Origin of the sequence: Pseudomonas uvaldensis (assembly GCF_021271205.1) — a bacterium.
Taxonomy (GTDB): domain Bacteria; phylum Pseudomonadota; class Gammaproteobacteria; order Pseudomonadales; family Pseudomonadaceae; genus Aquipseudomonas; species Aquipseudomonas uvaldensis.
This window is the reverse complement of the sequence record NZ_JAIWKS010000018.1, coordinates 26,734-44,553: the sequence shown is the minus strand read 5'-3', so window position 1 is coordinate 44,553 and position 17,820 is coordinate 26,734. Positions and strand designations below refer to the sequence as shown.

The following is a 17,820-nucleotide window of genomic DNA, read 5'->3' as shown; positions in this document are numbered from 1 at the left end:
TGCGTTCGGTTTACGTTTTGTCTTCGGCGTAGATCGAGGCGGAAATGATCATCCCGCCCCACCGGCGCTCACCGATGCAGATTGGGACAGGGTTGCCGCTGGCCGTGGTGTTCTTGGCGCTGCCGAAGGCGTAGGACGGTGCGTTCTCGGGACCGGCACTCTGTTTGAGGCCTGAGGCCTGAGGACTGAGCATCTGGATGACGCCGCCGGCGGCGAGGCCGACCCCAAGCTGTACAGCCCATGGCTGTCCAAAATAGGTTCCTGCAACGATCAAGACGGCGCCGATGATCGTCTGGAGCAGGCCCGCACGCTTGCTACCAGAGACTACCGGCACGATGCGGATCTCTTGCGCGCCGCCCAGGGTAAAATCCTTTTCCGCAACATTTTTGCGGTTGCGGAAGATTGCGAACCGCATCCCTTTCCGCTCAAGATCTCTGATTGCCGACTCGAATCCGTCCAGGGTGCACTTGAGCGCCTTGAAGGCTTCCCCAACGGATCTGCTGCCCAGCTCGCGGTAGTGGACCCGACCGAACAGCTTGATAAGCGGGCCAGAAAGAAGAATGGTGGTCATTGCTGGGTTATTGCTGAAAGCTATCGCCATGGCTTTCTCCGGTCGTAAAAAAACCGCCCGGAGGCGGCTTCTTCTCACTGCATGGTGGGTGATAAGTCCATGCTCATCGCTGAGTCTATGGATATCCTGAATTTTTTCGTGCTACCGGCCTTGATGTTTGTTTCCCGTTCTTTCAGGCCGCTCCCGCAGGCTGAAGCCGAAACAATGTGCTCGCCTGGAGCAACACGGAATTTCGCAGTCTCACCGGCACCGATTTCTGCTGCTTTGCGGCCGTCGATGCTCAACGTAGTATTGCAGCCGCCACCCACAAAACCTTTGTCCCGGGTGACGATCAGTGTCGAATCACCCTGCGCTGGGGCTTGAAGCGCAAACAGCCTGGATGACGGGACTGGATCGGCTTCACTGGAAGGAACTGGAGAGGTGGCACACCCTGCCAGCAAAGAGCCAGCTATAACTAAAATCACCGCCTTCACGCAACACCTCCACTGGTTCCGGTTAGCTCGCTGCCGCAGTGTTTGCACTTCACGGCCACTGCTAAGATCTCTTCGCCACAGAATGGGCAGTCTTTTTTCGGCTTTACATCTGTGGTGGTGCTCATCTTATAAGCCGGATACGGAGTAGCTTCTGTCAAAATAACTGGCGTAGGGTTTTTGAATGCCCACACCAAAGCAGTCACCCATCCGATCAGGCTCCAACCCAGGAAAAAGTTCACCGCGGCTATCGCTGGAAGATTGTTGCTCTTACGAATTGCCGCCTCGATGGTAGGGAGCATGTAAAGTGCCGGAACGAACACTACCCCGCTGATTGCGACCAATTTACCAAACGCATTAAGCTCCCCTCGCTCCATGCCCATGGAGTAGCTGAAAAAGGAGAGAAAACTCAAAACCAATAGCCGGACTACAAACATTTGAACTCCTTGCTCAATGGTCGCGGATAACCCACGACTAATGACAAGATGCTACCATCTTCCATCGCAAGCGCCATAATTCCTGGCCTTCTCACTTCGCATCCCGATGGCGCAAAATTAATCTAGTTTTCTGCCACCAAGGCCCACCAAAAACGATGATCTCGCTCGGTCGGCCATACAGGTGATGCAGGAGGAAAGGCCCAGGGCCGAACGTCTCGGCGTCCTCGCCGAGAAGCGTCGGATCGGCACCGAGGAAGATCCCGGCGTGGTTCGGGTGCACCGTTCGTCCTACCTCCATCACAATCATGTCGCCGCGCTGCGGCTGGTCGACCCGGTAGAAGCCTGCAGCCTCATAGTTCGCTTCGTAAAGGCTGGTGTTGTCCTGGCTCTCCCACCAGCCGTCGGCGCGCTTGAAGGCTTCGAACTCCAGCCCCCACTCGCGCTTGTACCAGTCGGCGCAGACCTGCCAGCAGTCCCAGGCGCCGTGGACAAATGGCCGCTTCAGCAGCGGCGTCTCGCCCGTGGGTACTACCGTCCGCAGGTCACCCTCCGGCCAGCTCAGGATGTGCCAGGGCAGCTCCGTGGCCTCGCACATCGCCAAGTCCCGCGGCGACGGCCGGCTGGTCGCGTCCGGATGGGAGTGTACGATTCCGATAACCTCGCCCAAGTCCTCAGCCGCGGCGTACTCCTCCGGATCGATGCGGAACTCCTCGTTCGGCTCGGTCGCGGTGTTTTTGCACGGGTAGTATTGCTGCTTTCGGCCCACGGCCAGCAAAAGCCCGCAGCATTCCTTCGGATACTCAGCCGCTGCGTGTGCCTGGATCGCGCTCAAGATGTGTTTGCGCATGGTCAGCTCCGGGCGATCAGCGACACGGCGGGAAATCCGCCATGTGGCAACGGATTACCCTCGCCGAAGCGTGGAGTGCAGCCGCGGCCCAGCGTGGCATCGCATTCGTCCAGTTCAGGGTTGTCGGTGACTACGCCATCCTTGGTGACGTAGGGCCCGGTGTAGCCGCAGTTCGGCCCGCGGTAACCGCCGGTGAGGCACCAGTGGCAGAGCGTCGTGGCCTGGCGCCCAATGGACTCGCCGCCCACGTCGCCCGGGCTGGCAAGCTCCCAGGTCACCGTTTCCCCATCCTCGTGCGTCTTCTGGTCGATGTACCAGACCTCGATCGTCTCCTGGGTAGGGTCGGCCTGTGGGTTGCCGTTGGTGAAGTTCTCCGCGTCGAGGTACGTGCCCAGTGTGTGACGCATCGTCAGTTTGAAGTCTGCAAGATCCTGGAAGGCAAGGCACAGAGCTGTGATCCGGCCGTTCACATTGCCAACCGACAGCGTGGGTCGAACCGCCGTGCCGTCACCATTCGCCTCGAAGCCATCAGCCTGCACCGGCCAGGCGCCGTACTCGTTGCCCTGCCACCAAATGGACTTGGCCGGCAGCTCATCGTTAGCCACACCGGCGGCAATCAACTCCGCCGCCGTGTGCGGTATCGCGTGCCCGTGGAAGCGCAGCACGTCCGCGCCATAGTCCGAGCCGTCCAATTCGAAGAGCAGCACTTCGCTGCCAGGCTCGAGGGCCTGGATGTCACTGATCAGCGGCATGGTTGCCCCTTATGGCTGGAAAGCCCGGTTGAATGTGGCGGTGAGTTTGTAAACCCCACCGCCGATTGGAGTCGGCACGGGGTTGACGCAGGTGAAAAGACCGAGCTCCCCGAGCGGCGTCGTCCAGAGGAAGGCCTTCGCGCCGGCGTGCCGGTCAAGAAAGCCCATGATCTCCAGCGCCACGGCCTTCTGGCCGATGACCGTTATCGGATAGGAGTCTTCCTTGTTGTTCGGCCCGTCGGCCGCCGTTTGCTTGTAGCCGTTCCCGAACTGCGAGGTCCGCACCCGGTAGGTGATCTCGGGCGAGTCGCCGCGCTGGGTGGGCCAAGTGAACGTTTCGATAGCCATCAGCCCCTCCCGTTGATAACGCGCCAGATGGCGCCGCCTGGCTGCAAGCCTCTGGCAATTGCGGTTTCTGCTTCAGCCTTGGCAGCTTGCTGGATGCCTTTGCCCAATTGGGTTGTATCCTCCTGGGTTGTGCCGCCGGCGCCACTGGTCTGGACCGATACAGCAACCGGGAAGTTGTACACGTTCCCGCCACCGCTTCCTCCGGCGAGTGCTCGCACGCCCAATTGACCGCCGGCCGTGCGGGTAAGCGGCATGATCGCCTCCGGCCCAGCCTCGCCCATCACACCAGTTTGCCCGCCAGCCATACCGAACGCTGTCGGCTTGCTGACGATGGAGTTGGTGAAGGCGCCGCCATTGGCGAACATCTGCACCCCGCCCGACCAGGCCCCGCCGTTGGCCTGGATACTTCCAGGGGTGAAACCGGACAGGTCACCGGAATACCCAGCCTGGGTTGAGCCAACCGAGGCGGATCCACCGCCAGACAGGTAATTCAGCCCTGCGCCAAACAGACTGTTCAGCAACGCAGAGCTGGCCTGCCTGGTCGCAATTCGCGCCATGTCTGCCAGGATCGACTTGGTGAAACTGGCAAACGAGAATTTCCCGCTGATGGCGAAGTTTGCTACCGCGTCCTCCATTGAGCTGAAGGCATTGGTGAAGAGGCTTCGAGTTTGGCCCGCAACGTCCCGCGCCGACTCCAGGTAGTTCTGCCATGCCGATGACGCGCCGGCGGTCCAGCTGCCCTGGGCCTCTGTCATGTCGTCGAAATTGAGCGTGACTGTGTCGCGCAAGTCCTTCTGGCTCTTCGCGATTGCCTGGAGCTTGGCGTTGTATTCGTCGAGGCTCATGCCACGGGAGCCGTCGCCGTACTGGTTTGCCAAGTCGATGCGCTGGGCATTGGCTTTGTCGTCAATGCCGTTGAGCTGGCTCTGCAAGTTCCTTTGGCGGTCACCCATGCCCAGGCTCGCCGCCTCCCGCTGACCTTGTTGGCGCAGAGTGATGACTTGCTGCTGGAGCGCGCTGGTATAGGTTTGGATGGCGAGCGTTTGCTTCTTGAGGCGGCCTTCCTCGTTGGTGGCGAGCACTTCCAGCTGGCTGTCGGCATCTTTTTGCGCCTTGACCATGTTGGTGCGCGCGTCGGCGATCTTCTGATCCAGTTCGATGCGCTGCTGCCCAGTCGTGCCGGTTTTTTCCTTGACTGCTTCGAGCGCGGCAATCTCGGCCTGGTAGGCACCGGTCACCTCTTCTCGCTCGGCCCGAATCAGCGCAGTGCGCTGATCGATGTAGCTCTGCTGGGTGATGAGCCCGGCCTTCTGCTGGGCCTCAAGCTCTTTCTCGGAATTCGAGTAGGTGGCCAGCAGATCCTTGAGCGCATTCTGGGCGTCGTTGTATCCGCTCAGGTTGAGCTGATTGGCCTTCCCGGCCGGGTCCTTGTTCTTGTCCTTGATGTTCTGGATGTTCTTGGCGACGACATCGGCCTGGATCAGCGGACTGTTGGGGTCTGCCTTGCGCAGCGCCTCGACATCCCGCTTGTACTCCTTGATCAGCTTGTTGCGCTTTTCCTCGTTGGTGAGGTTGGAGTCGCTGATGGCCTTCAGCTTGGCGGCGGCATCGATGCCTTCGCGCTGGATGTCGTTGTAGTTCTTTTGGGCTTTGCCAATGTTCTGCTGGGTTTGAAGCTGATTTGTAAGAGCTTCGATGGTGCTTTTCAGCAGCTCTCTTTCCTGTGCAACTGCGCCGCTTCTGGAAACAATACTGTTCCCACCGGTTTTGCGCTCAAGATCGTCCAGCTTTGCCCTGGCTTCAGCAAGCTGTTCGCCCATGCTCTGTGTGCGCCCCACATCAAGGGTCGCATCAAGCGCACCAGAGGCGGCGGACTTCACCTTGTTCCAGGCTCTTTCGATCAGCCCAAGGTTGGCGGTGACGTCCGCAGTCCTGGTCTTGATGGTATCTGCATAGGTATCGGTCAGCAGCTTGGCCGCGCCGATGGTGTCGCCCTGCTCCTTCAGCGCAACGATCTGCGAATAGGCCGAGGCGGTGAGGAAGTTGTACTGGTCGTTGAGCTCTTTCGCAGCGGCGACCGGGTCCTTGGCGATCTTGGCAAACTCAGCGATCGTCTCATCAATCGCCTTGCCGGTGACCTTCTCCATCTCAAGTGCAGCAGTGGAGATCTCACCGAAGCTTTCCCCGGCGATCCTGCCATTCCCTGCCAGCTTGGCCAGGACCTCGGCGGCGGCACCGGTCGTCCCAATGGTGGCAGACACTTGCTGAGCCAGGTAGGCGAGCTGATCACCACTGGTGCCGGCGGCGTTCCCTGTGAGGGTCAGAGCCTTGCTATACGCTGGGGCCTCTTCGCTGCCCTTGAAGTAGGCCAGGCCCAGCGCTGCCGCTGCAGCCGCTGCCAGGGTGAAGGGGTTGACCAGCCCTGCAACATATCCGCCAAGCGCCCGAGCCGCCGGCGCGATGCCGCCGAACATGTCTTTCAACTGGCCGCCCTGCTGGAGCAGCACGGTCAGCGGGGCCTGGCCGCCCTGCAAGCTGGTGACAATGTCAGTAACCTGAGCAGGCACACCGCGCAACGCGTTGGCTGTCTGCTTGGCGGAGATCCCGGTGGCATTCGTTTGCTTTTCAAGCTTGGCCGCGGCCGCTTCCGCTGCTTTCGTCTCGGCCGCCATGGCCTTGATGGATGCGCCAGCCTTCTTGGTCTCAGTGGAAAGGCTCTCCGTGGCCTTCTCAGCCTTGGCACCGGCCTGGGTCAGGCTTTCAAGCTCAGTTGACGCTTTGGCAACGTCGCCGGTTTCGACCTTGATCCCAAGGCTGGCAATGTCTTGTGTCATGCCATTCTCCTGACAATGTTTTTCACTTCATCTCGGCCATGACAGCGAGCGCTTCGGCCTCCATTACTTGAAGGTCAGGAAATAGTTCGGGGATTTGCCGCTTCTTGATGCCGATGAGCACTGCTACTTCGCGGATGACGGAGTAGTCCAGCCCTGTAGCGCCGGCGGTACCGGTGCGCCACTGGGTGGACAGGGCGTTGAAGAGGCGGAAGACGGGCCAGTTGTCCGGCCAAATCTCCACATCGTCCTCTGCAATGTCTGCCAGCGTCAGGCCAAGCTTCGCCATGTCTTCGGCTGTGGCGCTAGGCTCGTACAGGCTTCGCGCCGCGGCTATCAGTTTCCCCGGCGAGCAACCGTGTAGGCCTTCTGGTATGCCTCGAGTAGCGCAGCAGGAGCGCCCTGGAAGCCGGAAACCAGTTCGAGCAGGCTTTCATCGCTGTATGCCTCCTCGAAATCCCAGCCGACCAGAATTTCCTTGAGCTGGGCTACCTCCAGCGCGATCTGAGCAGCGGTTGCCGCCTCCCAGGTTGCGCCGTCCTTCATGGCTTCACGGGCTGCCGCATCGCGTTCCGCGTTCCACTTGTCGTAGTAGGCGGACAGGTCTTTGCGGTTGCGGTACTTGAACTCGACTTCCACTGCGACCGGGTCGAGCCCAACGCGAGGAATCTCGACCTGGGCTTTGAACGTAGCGTTTTGCGCGATCTTGAAACTGGCCATGTGGTTTCCTTACGACGTGTAGCGGGTTGGGTCTGCTTGCTGAGCCAACGAAACCGTTTTGGTCATCACGTTGTTGCGAGAGATCACCGGCTGCTTCGAGAACGACGTGTAGACCCCGTAGTAGATCTTGTCGACGCCAGGAAGGTTGAGGCGCGCAGCCTGGACGGTACGAGCCGCATCGGCAGCAGTGACTACCGGCACGTATGGAAGGGTCGGGTCATCGGCGACGGTGATGGTCATGCTGGCGGCAGACTTGTCGGTCGGAATCTGGAAGCCTTGCTGGGCTTCGAGGAACGCGACGTCGGTGTAGTTTTGCTCGCCACCGGCCGATGCAAAGTCGGTCACCTGCGGGATCTGCACCCAGGTCAGGACCTTCTTGAGACTGCCCACACCGGAGCCGGCCGGGTAAACGGTGGTATCCGTGGTGTCGATCGATTCCAGAGTGATTGCGGTGGCAGTTGCCGCCTTCACGCGAACGACTCTATTGTTCAGAGCCGTCCAGGTCGAGGTGCACAGCACGATATCCCCGGCCACCAAGGTCGCACCGGAAACGGTGCAGATGGCTTCAGATGCGTTGGATGTTGCGGTGACAGGAAGTGCGGCGGCGTAGGTGGCGGCGTGCTCGAACGTCGCACCGTTTGGCAATTTTACGGCCATGGGGATTCCTCTATGCAGAAATGACAAAACCCGCTCAAAGGCGGGTTCTGGGTTTGCCCAATGGGCGGATTAGTTGGTATCGGCTCGGTACTGAAACGACACTGGCAAGGTGAATGACGTGTCTTCTGCCTGTTCGGGCCCGGGCTCAACCGGGGTCATCACAAGGGCCGTCAGCCCGTCGCGAGTCAGTCGATAGTTAAGGGGGTACAGCACGGCGAGCTCGTCGGCGATCGTCTCTGCGCCGGCAGGACCATTGCCGGCCGGCGTCACAATGGTGATTTGAAACAGTCCGGTGTAGAGCCGGTGCGCGCCGGCCAGGTCGTTGCTGTCGGTCCCGGCGGGGAGCAGAAAAGCCCTAAGGTACGTTTCACCGCTGTTCGGAGTGAATGGCACGTTCTGGTAGGCGATGCGCAGCGCAGGCGTTCGGGCCGCCGCCCAGGCCTTGAGGCGAGCCTCCAGCAGGGAGCGAATGATCTTGTGGCTCATACCTGGTTGTTCCTGATGGCCTCCAGCACGATTTGCTGGAAGCGGGCCTGGGTGATGCGCACCATCCCGCCCGGGGCTTGATCGGAGTGTCCGTACTCGAGCGGAATTGCATACGGAAGGTTGTTAACGATGAAAGCCGTGGCTCCGGCGCGAAACTCAATTGATTCGCCAACAAGGCGCGCCGTTGCCTCTGCCCCGGTGGGATCTATCACATCAAGGGTGCCGCCGGCGGGCGCTGCGATGCTGAACTGCCAATTTCCACGGAATCGCCCCGTATCAACGGGTGACATCCGGATCAGTGACCCGCCAAGCTCAATGATGATTTCTCGCAGACTCGCGTCGATAGCGCCTTTCGCCTGCGCAGCAAACTCAGCCAGTTGCAACTCGAAACTTCCACTCCTGCCGCCGTAGCGCCCCGTCATGTGCGATCCGCGCGGCATGGCTATTTCCTCAATTGAACTGTCCAGGTAGCTTTGGCAGGGTCCTGGCTGACGTTAATTGCGCGCTTACCGCCGATGACGTCGCCGATTTCAGGGATGGCCTGGATTTCGGTGGGCTCACCCAGCAGCGTGACGAAAAGCTCGTTCTGTAGGGCGGTGAGTTTTTCGTCAGAGGTCTGGATCAGTGATCCATCGATCTCTTTGGCGAGGTATCTGCCAAACACGCCGCGCCCGGCGTAGGTCGTGATGACTTCCGGCGTCGTGCCTGAGTCCGGGTCGTACTCACCCTGAACCTTGCGCATGCCAACAACAGGGCTCACAGCATCGGCCAGGTCGGTATCAAAGGCTTCCACCAGATCCCGCTGTAGATCGTCGCGCAGTCCCATATCAGCCCCTCACGACTTTGACCTGGCCCGAGCCAAGGTAATGGGACAGCAGCGCCAGGGCGAACGATTCGCCGGCACTGATGGTCCGGGATGATTCGGCGAACGACTTGCTGCTAGACACGCCGTCGGCACTCACGGACTTCTCCGTCACGCCTGTTTCCTTCGAGCCGTAGATCCTGCCGGCCGCCGCCTCCATGGCAACCTCGGCGCCCGCCTGAACAACATCGTCCGGCACTGGGTCGAACTCTGGCAGACCGAGATTAGTAAGCCAGGTGTTCGCCATCAGCACTGCGCGCGGCTTCTTGTCTTCCGTGGTCCAGTTGGCACCCAGCAAGGCATCCACCTGCTCAACACTGATGTAAGTCGTCACGGGGCTTTACTCCTGAGCCGATTTGTCGAGCAGTTCGGCAAGGGCTGGACGCTCGGCGTTATCATCGAACGGGATGCCTTTCTCGGTCAGCTTCACCTTGATCTCTTCGACCCGCAGGCCCTTGGACGGCTTGTCACCACCCGAAGCCCCCTTCTTCATTGGTTCCGGGTGCTTGTAGTCCTCCGGCGCGAACCTGGCGTCGATGATCTTGTAGCCCTTCTGGCGCAGTTCAGCCTTGCGTTCAGCAGTTACCGGGTGTTTCTCGTAAACGATTTTCTCGGACATTACCCTTCTCCTGGGAATGCGCCCCGAAGGGCGCTATTGATTACTGGGCTGCGTCGCCGATGGTGAGAACGCCAGCCGAGGCCTTGATGCTGTTCGCAACCAGATCCCAGTTGGTGCCGGTGGCCAGCTCGGCGCTGGTCGGCGACTTGCCGCCGTTGGCGGTGTCCCAGGTGTAACCCTTGAGACCGAGGCCGAAGGTGTAGTCGGCCTGCATGGTGGTTTCGATACGCTCCTTGCCGTTGGAGGTCTCGATGTTGGTGATCAGGTCGGATCCATCCATCACGACCGCCGCACCGTCGGCCAGGCTCAGCACCTTCTGCTTGTTCGGCGTGCCGGCCTCGTACAGAGCCGCGGCGTCGGTGATGATCACCGCCTTGCCGAGGATGTCGACCACCTGCACACCGCTGAAGGTGAACAGCTTTTCGGCGTTGGCCAGGTTCTGGCCCAGCAGTTTGTGGTACATCGCGCCGGTCATGACCTGGGCAACCAAGCGTTGCGATGCATCACCAAACAGTGCATGGGCGTTGTTAATGGCGATGTAGCTCACGCCAGCGGTAGCCGAAACATCGTTGGTGGCGGACGGCTGGTTACCGATCGCGGCCACCAGGGCGGCAATGGCTGTGTTCAGTTGGTCCGACATGATGGCTTCGGACAGGTTGCGGCTGATTACTTCCAGCGCTTCCTCCGGGTTCTTCTGCACCCACGACAGCTGAGCCGGCTCCCACAGAATGGGGCCGAAGCCGCCCGCGATTTTCACGGAGTCATACTGCTTTTGGGCCAGAGGGGTTGCGGCCTGGTTTCCGTTGGCAGCATACCGATCAACACGACGCTGAGCGCCATGCAGGCCAGCCCAGAACGACTCTTGCAAGAAGTCGCCGTCAATGCCCTGAGTGGTCAGGCGGATGGAACCTGCCGAAGCGGCGTTGAATTTCTCAACGTCCTGCGCCAGGGTCTCGATGGTGGTGCGCTTTAGGTATTCGTTGAATACCTTCATGTTCGAAAGGGCCATTGGGCCTCCTTATTCGCTTGCGGTCAGGCCTTTGATGGCTTCCAGGCGTTCAGCCTTGGAGCCGCCGAAGCTGCCCTTCATGGGTTTGTTCTGGCCACCGCCATTGGGAGCGCCACCGCCATTGGCGCCGGAGCTCTTGAGGATGTGGTCACGATGGGGGTACTGCGAAACGAGGGTTTCAAGCGCTTCGTTGAAGTCGGCCAATTCGCCCGGGCGCGCACGACTGAAGACCTTCTGGCCCTGGCCGTCGTAAGCGACAACCTTGCCTTCTTCGATCTTGAAGTTGCTGCCGAACGCTGCCTGAACCATGTCTGCCGGAATAGCCATCTTCTCGGCGATGAACTGCGAGCGGGCGAAGCTGCCGCCGATCTTCTCGGAGTACAGTTGCTGCTCGAGTGTCTGCGCCTTGCCATTGGCTTCATCCAGTTGAGCCTGGAAGGCCTTGCTGATCTCGCCCTTCACCTTCTCGATCTCACCGGCATCCACCAGCTTCTTGGCGTCGAGGTTGGCGACGGTTTCCAGGGCTTTCTTGGCGGCAGCGGCATCGTCGATGCCCTCGAAGGCCTTAGCGACCTTCTCGAAACCATCGGCGCGTTCGCGGTGAGACTTGGCCTCAGCGTTCAGGCGGGTGATGGTGCTGCGAGTGCCCACGGCATCAAAGGCGACTTCTTTGCCGTCGTCCTCGACATACACAGGCTTGCCATCCTGGATCTCAGCGTATTGCTTGCCATCCACTTCAACAGTCTTCAGTTTCATCTCGTCTCTCTGGGCCATCCGGCCAGTTGATGAGCCATCCGGCTCCTTGTCGCCCCGTCCATCCGAACCGCAGGCAGAAAAAAGCCCCGCACTTGGCGAGGCTTGGATTGCGGCACAAAATCGAATGCCGGCATTTCGTGTCGCAGGGAATTACAGCCGCTCCCTCAACTCATCAAGCGTCAGAAACTTGCCTTTGTCGTTGTAGAAGTCGTCGAGCTTGAGCTTCTCTTGCCTCAGCAACTTTCCCCGCTCGGGGCCCAGGATCTCGTCCTGGCGTGCCGCTGACTGCCTCCCCAGCCATTGGGCGTAGGTCGTTGACTGCGGCACCTGGCCGTCCATGGAGGCCCGTGTAGCGCCATCGCTGAATCCAAGCTTCGATGCGCTCTTGAGGATTGGCAGCTTGGTCGAGCGGCAGCACCAGTGGATCCGCCCAGGGCCAGCCAGCCAGGGAATCTTGTGCCCGATTGGCAAGTAGGTGCCAAGCGTATAGGGCAGCCGATCCCGGATTCGGCAGGTGGTCGAGGTGCGGGTATCAAGAGTGCTGATCCACTCAACGTGGCTGATGATGTCGCTGTTCGCCTCGTAGGCCTTGTCGCTTGCAGCCTCAGCCGTGCTTGAAACAGCAGACCGGACAACGGCCTCGATCTCCCGGCGCGACTTCTGCAGGATGCCGTCGGCGTACTTCTCCGCCCGGGTACCCATGATGTTGCGGACGATTTCGGCAGTGGTTCGCCCTTCGACCACGCCAGCACGCACAGCATCACGAACCAAGGCGGCGCGAGACGCCTCAATGCCATCCATCCACTCCCGGAGCAGGCGTCCCTGGAATGGCCTGGCCTGGGCAACCGCCTTGACCTGGCTGAACTGCGCCGCCGCAATCGGGAAGGCCTCCTGCACGACGACAGGGATAACAGCCTGTAGCGCGCCCTGCTGGAAGGCAATCTCATAGCTGATCAAGCCGTCGGTGGCCTGGTCTAATGCCTGGCGCACTTCCACGAACGTGGACTGGTTCAGGCGCAGCACAGAGGACAGTGCCGCATCCACTGAGGCCACCGACAGATTAGCGCCGAGGTTGTCGATTGCCTCGATCAGCGCCGCACGCAGCTCGGCGTCCTTGCTGTTGAGGATCTTGATGATCGCCACGACCTGGGCGTTGCTCAGGTGTTGCAGGTCGACCTCATGCCCGATCAGCTTGTCGAGTAGCTTCTCGTTGGCGGTCTTCATCACAGGGTACCGATTGCGGGGCCTTGGGCTTCGATCTTCGCCAGTTCCGTGGCCCATTCGTACTCATCGCTGACAACGCCGCGGCGCTGCATCTCAGCGAACAGGGTTTCCTTGGACAGCATCCCGGCATTCGCCATAGCAACGAGTGTCGGCAGCGACACTTCAGGCATGTAGTCCACGTCGAAGTTGCCTCGCATCTCGACCGTGCCGCCATCGCCAAGACCACGGTAGTCGGCCATGAACTGAAGAAGCTGGGCCAGGCAGTCAGCAAAGTGGTTTGCCATCCTTGCCAGCGGCGACAACTCCTGCGCTGCCTCCTCGTCCGCCTGGGTTGCGGTCTTGGTTGCGCTCTTTTCTGGCGTGAGCAGCTTCGCACCAGCCATGCGCATCTCGTCGAGCAAGTCCTGCAGCGCTTCCCTTCCCGCCTTTACCGCCGCCCCGGTGTGCTCGACGTACTTGAGGTCGCCATCCTTTGGCAGGTCAGTCAGTGCGCCGGTACCCACCTTGAATTCAGGCGGCACAGGCTTGCCCTGGTTATCGAACATGGCCTGCACACCGATGCGCACCAGGATCGGCACGCGGATGACGTGAAGGATGTTGTCCTGGTCGCTCTGGCTCTGCCAATGCTTGACGTTGAGGTGGGCCAGCTCCAGAAGTGGCGGCTTTGCCGTCATGAAGCCTGTTCGACCGGTGTAGAACGTCACCCAGGAGATTTTCTTGAGACTGTTGGTGCCTTCATCGTGCAGCGCCCAGGCACCGCCATTGGAGCCCATGCGGTACGTGCGCCAGGAACCAGGCTCAAGCACGCGGATCTGATCGACGCACTTGGCGCCGAACTCCCCGTCCTCCTCCTCGACGGTTTCGATGTAGCGAACCATGGTGAGCTGGCCGCCTTTCGACCTCCAGCCCAGCAACTGATCAGGCTTCACCATAACTGCGTACGGGCGAACCCCAGCCGCGACTTCCTCAGCCTGGGTCCGCACTCCTTCCACCCTTGGGTGATCGATGAACGCATGGCACAGGCCATGGCTCAGGCCCTCACGGAAGAATTCGACGGCCCACGAGTTCAGGTCATTGCCGGCGTGATCGATGTCCTTGGTCATTTCCTTGAGCTGCTCAGGAACATCGTCGCCGACCTGCAAAGGCTCGGCAAACACCCTGGAGGTCATGTTGCCGACGGTCTCCGAGTAGGCCGGCAACAACGTGGACAGCCTCAGGCGCTCCTTGTACGACTCGTCAGCCTCGGCTGGATACTGGGGTAGAAGGCTCTTGCCTGCCGCACGCATCGCCATCGTTCCACCCATAAGCGGAGTAATCACGTCCCAGTACTTGCGCATGGCGTCAACGGCCGGGAGCGTGTCGCTTGGGTTATTGCTCATGGTTACATTCTCAGAGGCTGGGTGGCTGTCATGTCGGCGTTGATCGGGTAGCGCTTGGCAATGAAGTAGCCAGCGGCGTCGTTCATGTGGTCATGACCCTTTTTTGGGTCCTTGTCGGGATCGCCATGCTTGTCATAGGTCTGCCGCTCCAGGCACAAAGTCAGTTGCGGGCATTGGTCTATATTCACCTTCAGCCTGCGCTCGCCATATGCATTCATCAGCATGGCGTTGAGCGAGTTGACGCGGTCTTTTACGCCCGGGTTCTGGCTGTCCACGATCACAGTGAACCCAGCCTTACGCAGCAGGGACAGATCCGATTCGCTGGCATTCTTGCTGCTGGTGTTCTGACCGCTGGCGTCGGGATATACCGCTATGCCATGACCAGGGAAGCGCGCCTGGATCTTCTCGATCATCTCTGGCGTATCGCGCACTGAATGGAACTCATCCAGAGCAAGCGGCAGCCCTTCGCGCACCACGTAGACAACTGCGGCCATCTTCATGACGTTGAAGTCCATGCCGATATGCAGCGCTTCTCCAGGCTTTATGCGTTCGCTGGTCCGGCTTTCGCTTCGACTGAAGGTGTAGTAGACGACGCCGGCGTAGTTCTCGAAGCTGGCCTCATACTCCTGCCGGAACGTTCGCGGGTCCATCTTGCGGCGCGCCGCATCAAGCTCTTCAGCCGGAACGTTGCCACCCTGTAGCGAGGTGTAGAGCCAACTCTTGTGATCAGGTTCGCCGCCAGGCTGCCCATCGCGGTAGGTGTCGAAGCAGTGGTTGAAGCCTTTTGGGGTGCCAATACGCAACGCATGGCCGCCCTTGCACTTGCCAACACCTGGAACGACGTACTCACACGTTGACAGCATCGGCCGCAGGACTTCCTCCCACGCAGCCCACTTGCAGTCCGCCCATTCATCCACCAGGACAAAGAACAGGCCGGAGCCGCGCAGATCATCGTAGTTTTCCAGGCCGACGCAGCGGATCAGGTGACCGCTCTTGAGCGTGATCAGCATGTCTGACTCGTTCGGCTTGCACTCTCTCCACTCGCGGGGGATCGCTTGCTTCAAGCGGCGCCAGAAAACCCGGCGGGCCTGTTTCTGAGTCGGAGCGGCGTACCAAATCTCATCCTCGACGCTAACGCCCCACTCGGCAGCCAGCCTCGCCGCGCGGCGCATCTCTGCCTTGCCGAGGAAGGTCTTGCCAAACCGGCGACCGCAAACCGCGTCACGGAAGCGTGCGTTGCGCTGATAACCCCAGACGTAGATGTTCGCCTGTTTCGGCGTCAGCTTTACCGGCGGGTCATAGGTACGGGGTAGTCGGGACATTTTCATCTGGCTCCAGCGTGTACTCAGCAACTGCGTGCTGCTGGTCCGCCTGGGAGCCCAGGGGTTTTTCAGGTTCGAGGCGGCGATTCACGTACATGTCGCCGCACTCCTTGGCAGCCTGCTCGTAAAGCTGGGCAGTCAAGGCCAGGTTGCGCATGTTCTCGGCCTTCTCGGCCATCCTGCCCAGACCGCGCAGCCTGAATGCGCGATTGGCAATCGGGATCTCAGCCGTGTCCTCGCGGAAACGCTTGCGGGTATCTTCGAATACGGTCCGCCACTTCACTCCAAGATCACGACCGGCATACTTCGTGGGGTCGTACAGCTCGCACTGCTGGCGAGTTACATCGATCCCGAATGTTTCCTTGACCGCCTGCACTACCTGCGTGGGCGTATCAAAGCAGGCCAACGCCTGCACAATGAAGCGCTTCACCTCATCTTTCAGGGCTGCCATATGGGTTTATTCCGTCAAGGTCCTGTCAAGGATCAGGCCGACTTGAGCAGACAGGTTCCGCAGGCCCTCGCAATGTTCAATTTCCCCACCTCAGCAGGACTGTTTGCAGCATCCACCAACGCTTGAACGTCAGGGCTCGCACCGTAGCGGCGGACCACACCGACGAACTCTTCGACGTCGTGGCCGCGCATCTCGATCTTGGGTGCGCCTTCCTTGGTGAAGGCTGGCTGGCCGTATTTGTCTTTGGCGTGGGCCAGGTGATAAAGCTCGTGCTCGATCAGGGAGCAGAACTCCAGGTCGCTGCACTGGGCGCAGTAGTCGGCAGCCAGGGTGATGATGAAAGCCGGCACATCGCCGAACCAATCACGCATCTGCTGTTCCATCCGAGCCTTCTGCCAACCACCGGCGCGGAACGCTACCTGCTCGGCCTGGCCCAGGACGGTGCGGCCCTGCTTCTCGAATGCTGACGATGCCCACATGACCCGCACGTCGGCGTCTATCAGGTGAGCATGATCTTCGTTGTGGATACTGCCGGTGTCGGCGAGGATCTCGGCTTGGAGCCATTCCCACACCTCGGGCGCCGGAGCAAGCCGGATACCGAAGCTGGTGAGGTCCGCCAACTCAACAAGGGATGATGGAGGATACGGCCGATTCATGTATCCCCCAAAAATAAAAAGCCCCAACAAAAGCGGGGCCTGCCTGACCTAGATAATCATCGGAGCCCCATGGCCCCCGCGATTGCGACGATAATTAGTCCAGTGATTATCTTCCCAATATGATCCGCAATCACTGCCAGTATCTTAGCCCATATTGATCTTGGAGAAGGTTTAGCCGCATCGGGTGCACTGCCCGCCTCACAATTCGTTGCCACAAATCCTTCGACATTTTCTCCCTTCATCAGGGTTTCACACGGAGTTTTGCAATCCTCCAGGTCAATATTTTTCGAATCCTTAAATTCAAACATAGCCATAAATAGCCTCCCTGACAGATATCGCGAGAGCCTTTATCTGAGGTTGAAACGGGCGTTCAAGCTCTCTGAAGTTTCGAGCTTTGAATCCGTCAGTTCCCCGCACGAAAGCAAGCGTCTCAGTATCAATGCCGACGACGTTATCGGCCTCGACATTAATACAGTTCGTAACCTTCATGCCCACCTTCATTCCGTTGAAAACCATATTACCCATGGTGATGTTGGAGGCATCTAGCCCCCTTATTTCAAACCCCACCCCTTCGCCATCGCTCATAGCCTCACCCGCTGCGGTTGTTTGAAATGAGTGTAGATGGGAAAAGGCCATCACGCCTCATGGCTTTTTGTCACAGCCCATGCAGTGCTCACAGTTGAGGTGCCGGCAGATCCAGGCTTTGACCCGCTGCCAGTAGGTGACCATGAACAAGTGGCGGATGCCGGCCAGCGCCAGGGCAATATGCAGCGTCAACCCGGCAACGGTGGGACCGAACAGGAAGCTGTTGTGCCCTGTGGTCACGACATAGGCGCTGATGGCGATAGTCGAGTAGATCAGCTTCCCAAGGATGCCGTCCCTCACCTTACCGCTCACCACGCACCAGAACGCCCACAAGGCAATGAAGCCGCAGGCGATGGAGTTGATCAGTTCAAGATTCATGGTGGATTGCCTCCCCCGAACCGCTGGCGAATGAATGCCCAGAGGTCAGCGGCTTTGATGGCCCGGGTGATTGCTGCGATGAGCGATCCGCCGAAGGTGCCCAGGAGGAACCCGACACCGGCAACACTGCGCGGCTCGACTACTCCGAAGTAGGAACTGATCAGGCCCGTCAGGTAATGGGCGCAGACTGCACCCGAGAAAATGAAGATCGCCCAGGCCTTTCGGTCTACCAGGTCGTCCCGGTGCCAGAAGCTGGCAGTGATCGCACCCAGAAATCCGGCGAATGCCCAGTCGAGTTTTTCGAACAGGCGCTGTAGAAACTCCATGCCTTCGACTCCGACTGTGCATGATTGAGAAAAAGAAGGCGCTCAAAGAGGGCCTGAAAAGGGCCAAACCAAACACAACATTTTTGTTGTATTAACACAAATTTGTTGTAGAATGGACTCATCCAAACAACGAG

At 59.8% G+C, this 17,820-nt stretch carries 26 protein-coding genes; all 26 read right to left on the bottom strand.

The annotated features are described in order from the left end of the window. Positions 1-10: 10 nt before the first annotated feature. The gene (locus LCU97_RS26035) at positions 11-601 is read right to left on the bottom strand and encodes a tail assembly protein (protein ID WP_232778149.1); all 591 of its coding nucleotides are present in this window, start codon (positions 599-601) and stop codon (positions 11-13) included. Positions 602-645: 44 nt separating this feature from the next. Then, the gene (locus LCU97_RS26030) at positions 646-1,044 is read right to left on the bottom strand and encodes a DUF2846 domain-containing protein (protein WP_232778148.1); all 399 of its coding nucleotides are present in this window, start codon (positions 1,042-1,044) and stop codon (positions 646-648) included. Further along, positions 1,041-1,478: a superinfection immunity protein gene (locus tag LCU97_RS26025; protein WP_232778147.1), complete on the bottom strand. Its 438-nt coding sequence runs from the start codon at positions 1,476-1,478 to the stop codon at positions 1,041-1,043. The genes LCU97_RS26030 and LCU97_RS26025 overlap by 4 nt, the downstream gene beginning before the upstream one ends. A 91-nt stretch (positions 1,479-1,569) precedes the next feature. Beyond that, entirely contained in the window at positions 1,570-2,325 is a 756-nt protein-coding gene (locus LCU97_RS26020) for a C40 family peptidase (RefSeq protein WP_232778146.1), read from the bottom strand. 2 nt (positions 2,326-2,327) lie between these two features. Next, complete coding sequence (locus LCU97_RS26015; RefSeq protein ID WP_232778145.1) at positions 2,328-3,077, bottom strand: phage minor tail protein L; 750 nt, start codon at positions 3,075-3,077, stop codon at positions 2,328-2,330. Positions 3,078-3,086: 9 nt separating this feature from the next. Further along, positions 3,087-3,425: a phage tail protein gene (locus tag LCU97_RS26010; protein WP_232778144.1), complete on the bottom strand. Its 339-nt coding sequence runs from the start codon at positions 3,423-3,425 to the stop codon at positions 3,087-3,089. Then, positions 3,425-6,259, bottom strand: coding sequence for a phage tail tape measure protein (locus LCU97_RS26005; protein WP_232778143.1), 2,835 nt, complete (start codon positions 6,257-6,259; stop codon positions 3,425-3,427). The genes LCU97_RS26010 and LCU97_RS26005 overlap by 1 nt, the downstream gene beginning before the upstream one ends. A gap of 22 nt (positions 6,260-6,281) precedes the next feature. Further along, on the bottom strand, positions 6,282-6,545 hold the full coding sequence (locus LCU97_RS26000; protein ID WP_232778142.1) for a DUF1799 domain-containing protein: 264 nt from the start codon (positions 6,543-6,545) through the stop codon (positions 6,282-6,284). Positions 6,546-6,592: 47 nt separating this feature from the next. Then, positions 6,593-6,976, bottom strand: coding sequence for a phage tail assembly chaperone (locus LCU97_RS25995; RefSeq protein ID WP_232778141.1), 384 nt, complete (start codon positions 6,974-6,976; stop codon positions 6,593-6,595). A 9-nt stretch (positions 6,977-6,985) separates the two neighbouring features. Then, positions 6,986-7,633, bottom strand: a complete 648-nt coding sequence (locus LCU97_RS25990) for a phage tail protein (RefSeq protein ID WP_232778140.1) — start codon at positions 7,631-7,633, stop codon at positions 6,986-6,988. A gap of 69 nt (positions 7,634-7,702) precedes the next feature. Continuing rightward, positions 7,703-8,119, bottom strand: coding sequence for a DUF4128 domain-containing protein (locus tag LCU97_RS25985; RefSeq protein WP_232778139.1), 417 nt, complete (start codon positions 8,117-8,119; stop codon positions 7,703-7,705). Continuing rightward, the gene (locus LCU97_RS25980) at positions 8,116-8,559 is read right to left on the bottom strand and encodes an HK97 gp10 family phage protein (RefSeq protein WP_408636444.1); all 444 of its coding nucleotides are present in this window, start codon (positions 8,557-8,559) and stop codon (positions 8,116-8,118) included. Before LCU97_RS25980 ends, LCU97_RS25985 begins: the two co-directional genes overlap by 4 nt. Positions 8,560-8,561: 2 nt before the next feature. Further along, positions 8,562-8,945: a hypothetical protein gene (locus tag LCU97_RS25975; protein ID WP_232778138.1), complete on the bottom strand. Its 384-nt coding sequence runs from the start codon at positions 8,943-8,945 to the stop codon at positions 8,562-8,564. A gap of 1 nt (position 8,946) precedes the next feature. Continuing rightward, complete coding sequence (locus tag LCU97_RS25970; RefSeq protein ID WP_232778137.1) at positions 8,947-9,315, bottom strand: hypothetical protein; 369 nt, start codon at positions 9,313-9,315, stop codon at positions 8,947-8,949. Between the two features lie 6 nt (positions 9,316-9,321). Continuing rightward, a complete protein-coding gene (locus LCU97_RS25965) occupies positions 9,322-9,600 on the bottom strand; it encodes a hypothetical protein (RefSeq protein ID WP_232778136.1) in 279 nt (92 codons plus the stop codon). A 40-nt stretch (positions 9,601-9,640) separates the two neighbouring features. Further along, positions 9,641-10,609: a major capsid protein gene (locus LCU97_RS25960; protein WP_232778135.1), complete on the bottom strand. Its 969-nt coding sequence runs from the start codon at positions 10,607-10,609 to the stop codon at positions 9,641-9,643. Between the two features lie 9 nt (positions 10,610-10,618). After that, positions 10,619-11,365 (bottom strand): DUF6651 domain-containing protein, encoded by a 747-nt coding sequence (locus LCU97_RS25955; RefSeq protein ID WP_232778134.1) that lies wholly within the window; start codon positions 11,363-11,365, stop codon positions 10,619-10,621. A 150-nt stretch (positions 11,366-11,515) separates the two neighbouring features. Then, entirely contained in the window at positions 11,516-12,589 is a 1,074-nt protein-coding gene (locus tag LCU97_RS25950; protein ID WP_232778133.1) for a phage head morphogenesis protein, read from the bottom strand. Further along, a complete protein-coding gene (locus LCU97_RS25945) occupies positions 12,589-13,968 on the bottom strand; it encodes a DUF4055 domain-containing protein (RefSeq protein WP_232778132.1) in 1,380 nt (459 codons plus the stop codon). Before LCU97_RS25945 ends, LCU97_RS25950 begins: the two co-directional genes overlap by 1 nt. 2 nt (positions 13,969-13,970) lie before the next feature. Continuing rightward, entirely contained in the window at positions 13,971-15,290 is a 1,320-nt protein-coding gene (locus LCU97_RS25940; protein WP_232778131.1) for a phage terminase large subunit family protein, read from the bottom strand. Next, the gene (locus tag LCU97_RS25935) at positions 15,265-15,741 is read right to left on the bottom strand and encodes a DUF2280 domain-containing protein (RefSeq protein WP_232778130.1); all 477 of its coding nucleotides are present in this window, start codon (positions 15,739-15,741) and stop codon (positions 15,265-15,267) included. Before LCU97_RS25935 ends, LCU97_RS25940 begins: the two co-directional genes overlap by 26 nt. 32 nt (positions 15,742-15,773) lie before the next feature. Then, positions 15,774-16,397 (bottom strand): putative metallopeptidase, encoded by a 624-nt coding sequence (locus LCU97_RS25930; protein WP_232778129.1) that lies wholly within the window; start codon positions 16,395-16,397, stop codon positions 15,774-15,776. Positions 16,398-16,453: 56 nt separating this feature from the next. Next, entirely contained in the window at positions 16,454-16,711 is a 258-nt protein-coding gene (locus tag LCU97_RS25925; RefSeq protein ID WP_232778128.1) for a hypothetical protein, read from the bottom strand. Next, entirely contained in the window at positions 16,698-17,033 is a 336-nt protein-coding gene (locus LCU97_RS25920) for a hypothetical protein (protein ID WP_232778127.1), read from the bottom strand. The genes LCU97_RS25925 and LCU97_RS25920 overlap by 14 nt, the downstream gene beginning before the upstream one ends. A gap of 6 nt (positions 17,034-17,039) precedes the next feature. Then, the gene (locus LCU97_RS25915) at positions 17,040-17,360 is read right to left on the bottom strand and encodes a hypothetical protein (RefSeq protein WP_232778126.1); all 321 of its coding nucleotides are present in this window, start codon (positions 17,358-17,360) and stop codon (positions 17,040-17,042) included. Beyond that, on the bottom strand, positions 17,357-17,686 hold the full coding sequence (locus LCU97_RS25910) for an MFS transporter (RefSeq protein ID WP_072458261.1): 330 nt from the start codon (positions 17,684-17,686) through the stop codon (positions 17,357-17,359). Before LCU97_RS25910 ends, LCU97_RS25915 begins: the two co-directional genes overlap by 4 nt. Between the last annotated feature and the right edge of the window lie 134 nt (positions 17,687-17,820).

Coding starts and splice junctions, on each gene's coding strand:
- LCU97_RS26035 (WP_232778149.1), bottom strand. CDS start 601: ATGGCGATAGCTTTCAGCAATAACCCAGCAATGACCACCATTCTTCTT.
- LCU97_RS26025 (WP_232778147.1), bottom strand. CDS start 1,478: ATGTTTGTAGTCCGGCTATTGGTTTTGAGTTTTCTCTCCTTTTTCAGC.
- LCU97_RS26020 (WP_232778146.1), bottom strand. CDS start 2,325: ATGCGCAAACACATCTTGAGCGCGATCCAGGCACACGCAGCGGCTGAG.
- LCU97_RS26015 (WP_232778145.1), bottom strand. CDS start 3,077: ATGCCGCTGATCAGTGACATCCAGGCCCTCGAGCCTGGCAGCGAAGTG.
- LCU97_RS26010 (WP_232778144.1), bottom strand. CDS start 3,425: ATGGCTATCGAAACGTTCACTTGGCCCACCCAGCGCGGCGACTCGCCC.
- LCU97_RS26005 (WP_232778143.1), bottom strand. CDS start 6,259: ATGACACAAGACATTGCCAGCCTTGGGATCAAGGTCGAAACCGGCGAC.
- LCU97_RS26000 (WP_232778142.1), bottom strand. CDS start 6,545: ATGGCGAAGCTTGGCCTGACGCTGGCAGACATTGCAGAGGACGATGTG.
- LCU97_RS25995 (WP_232778141.1), bottom strand. CDS start 6,976: ATGGCCAGTTTCAAGATCGCGCAAAACGCTACGTTCAAAGCCCAGGTC.
- LCU97_RS25990 (WP_232778140.1), bottom strand. CDS start 7,633: ATGGCCGTAAAATTGCCAAACGGTGCGACGTTCGAGCACGCCGCCACC.
- LCU97_RS25985 (WP_232778139.1), bottom strand. CDS start 8,119: ATGAGCCACAAGATCATTCGCTCCCTGCTGGAGGCTCGCCTCAAGGCC.
- LCU97_RS25980 (WP_408636444.1), bottom strand. CDS start 8,559: ATGCCGCGCGGATCGCACATGACGGGGCGCTACGGCGGCAGGAGTGGA.
- LCU97_RS25975 (WP_232778138.1), bottom strand. CDS start 8,945: ATGGGACTGCGCGACGATCTACAGCGGGATCTGGTGGAAGCCTTTGAT.
- LCU97_RS25965 (WP_232778136.1), bottom strand. CDS start 9,600: ATGTCCGAGAAAATCGTTTACGAGAAACACCCGGTAACTGCTGAACGC.
- LCU97_RS25960 (WP_232778135.1), bottom strand. CDS start 10,609: ATGGCCCTTTCGAACATGAAGGTATTCAACGAATACCTAAAGCGCACC.
- LCU97_RS25955 (WP_232778134.1), bottom strand. CDS start 11,365: ATGAAACTGAAGACTGTTGAAGTGGATGGCAAGCAATACGCTGAGATC.
- LCU97_RS25950 (WP_232778133.1), bottom strand. CDS start 12,589: ATGAAGACCGCCAACGAGAAGCTACTCGACAAGCTGATCGGGCATGAG.
- LCU97_RS25945 (WP_232778132.1), bottom strand. CDS start 13,968: ATGAGCAATAACCCAAGCGACACGCTCCCGGCCGTTGACGCCATGCGC.
- LCU97_RS25940 (WP_232778131.1), bottom strand. CDS start 15,290: ATGTCCCGACTACCCCGTACCTATGACCCGCCGGTAAAGCTGACGCCG.
- LCU97_RS25935 (WP_232778130.1), bottom strand. CDS start 15,741: ATGGCAGCCCTGAAAGATGAGGTGAAGCGCTTCATTGTGCAGGCGTTG.
- LCU97_RS25930 (WP_232778129.1), bottom strand. CDS start 16,397: ATGAATCGGCCGTATCCTCCATCATCCCTTGTTGAGTTGGCGGACCTC.
- LCU97_RS25925 (WP_232778128.1), bottom strand. CDS start 16,711: ATGGCTATGTTTGAATTTAAGGATTCGAAAAATATTGACCTGGAGGAT.
- LCU97_RS25920 (WP_232778127.1), bottom strand. CDS start 17,033: ATGGCCTTTTCCCATCTACACTCATTTCAAACAACCGCAGCGGGTGAG.
- LCU97_RS25915 (WP_232778126.1), bottom strand. CDS start 17,360: ATGAATCTTGAACTGATCAACTCCATCGCCTGCGGCTTCATTGCCTTG.
- LCU97_RS25910 (WP_072458261.1), bottom strand. CDS start 17,686: ATGGAGTTTCTACAGCGCCTGTTCGAAAAACTCGACTGGGCATTCGCC.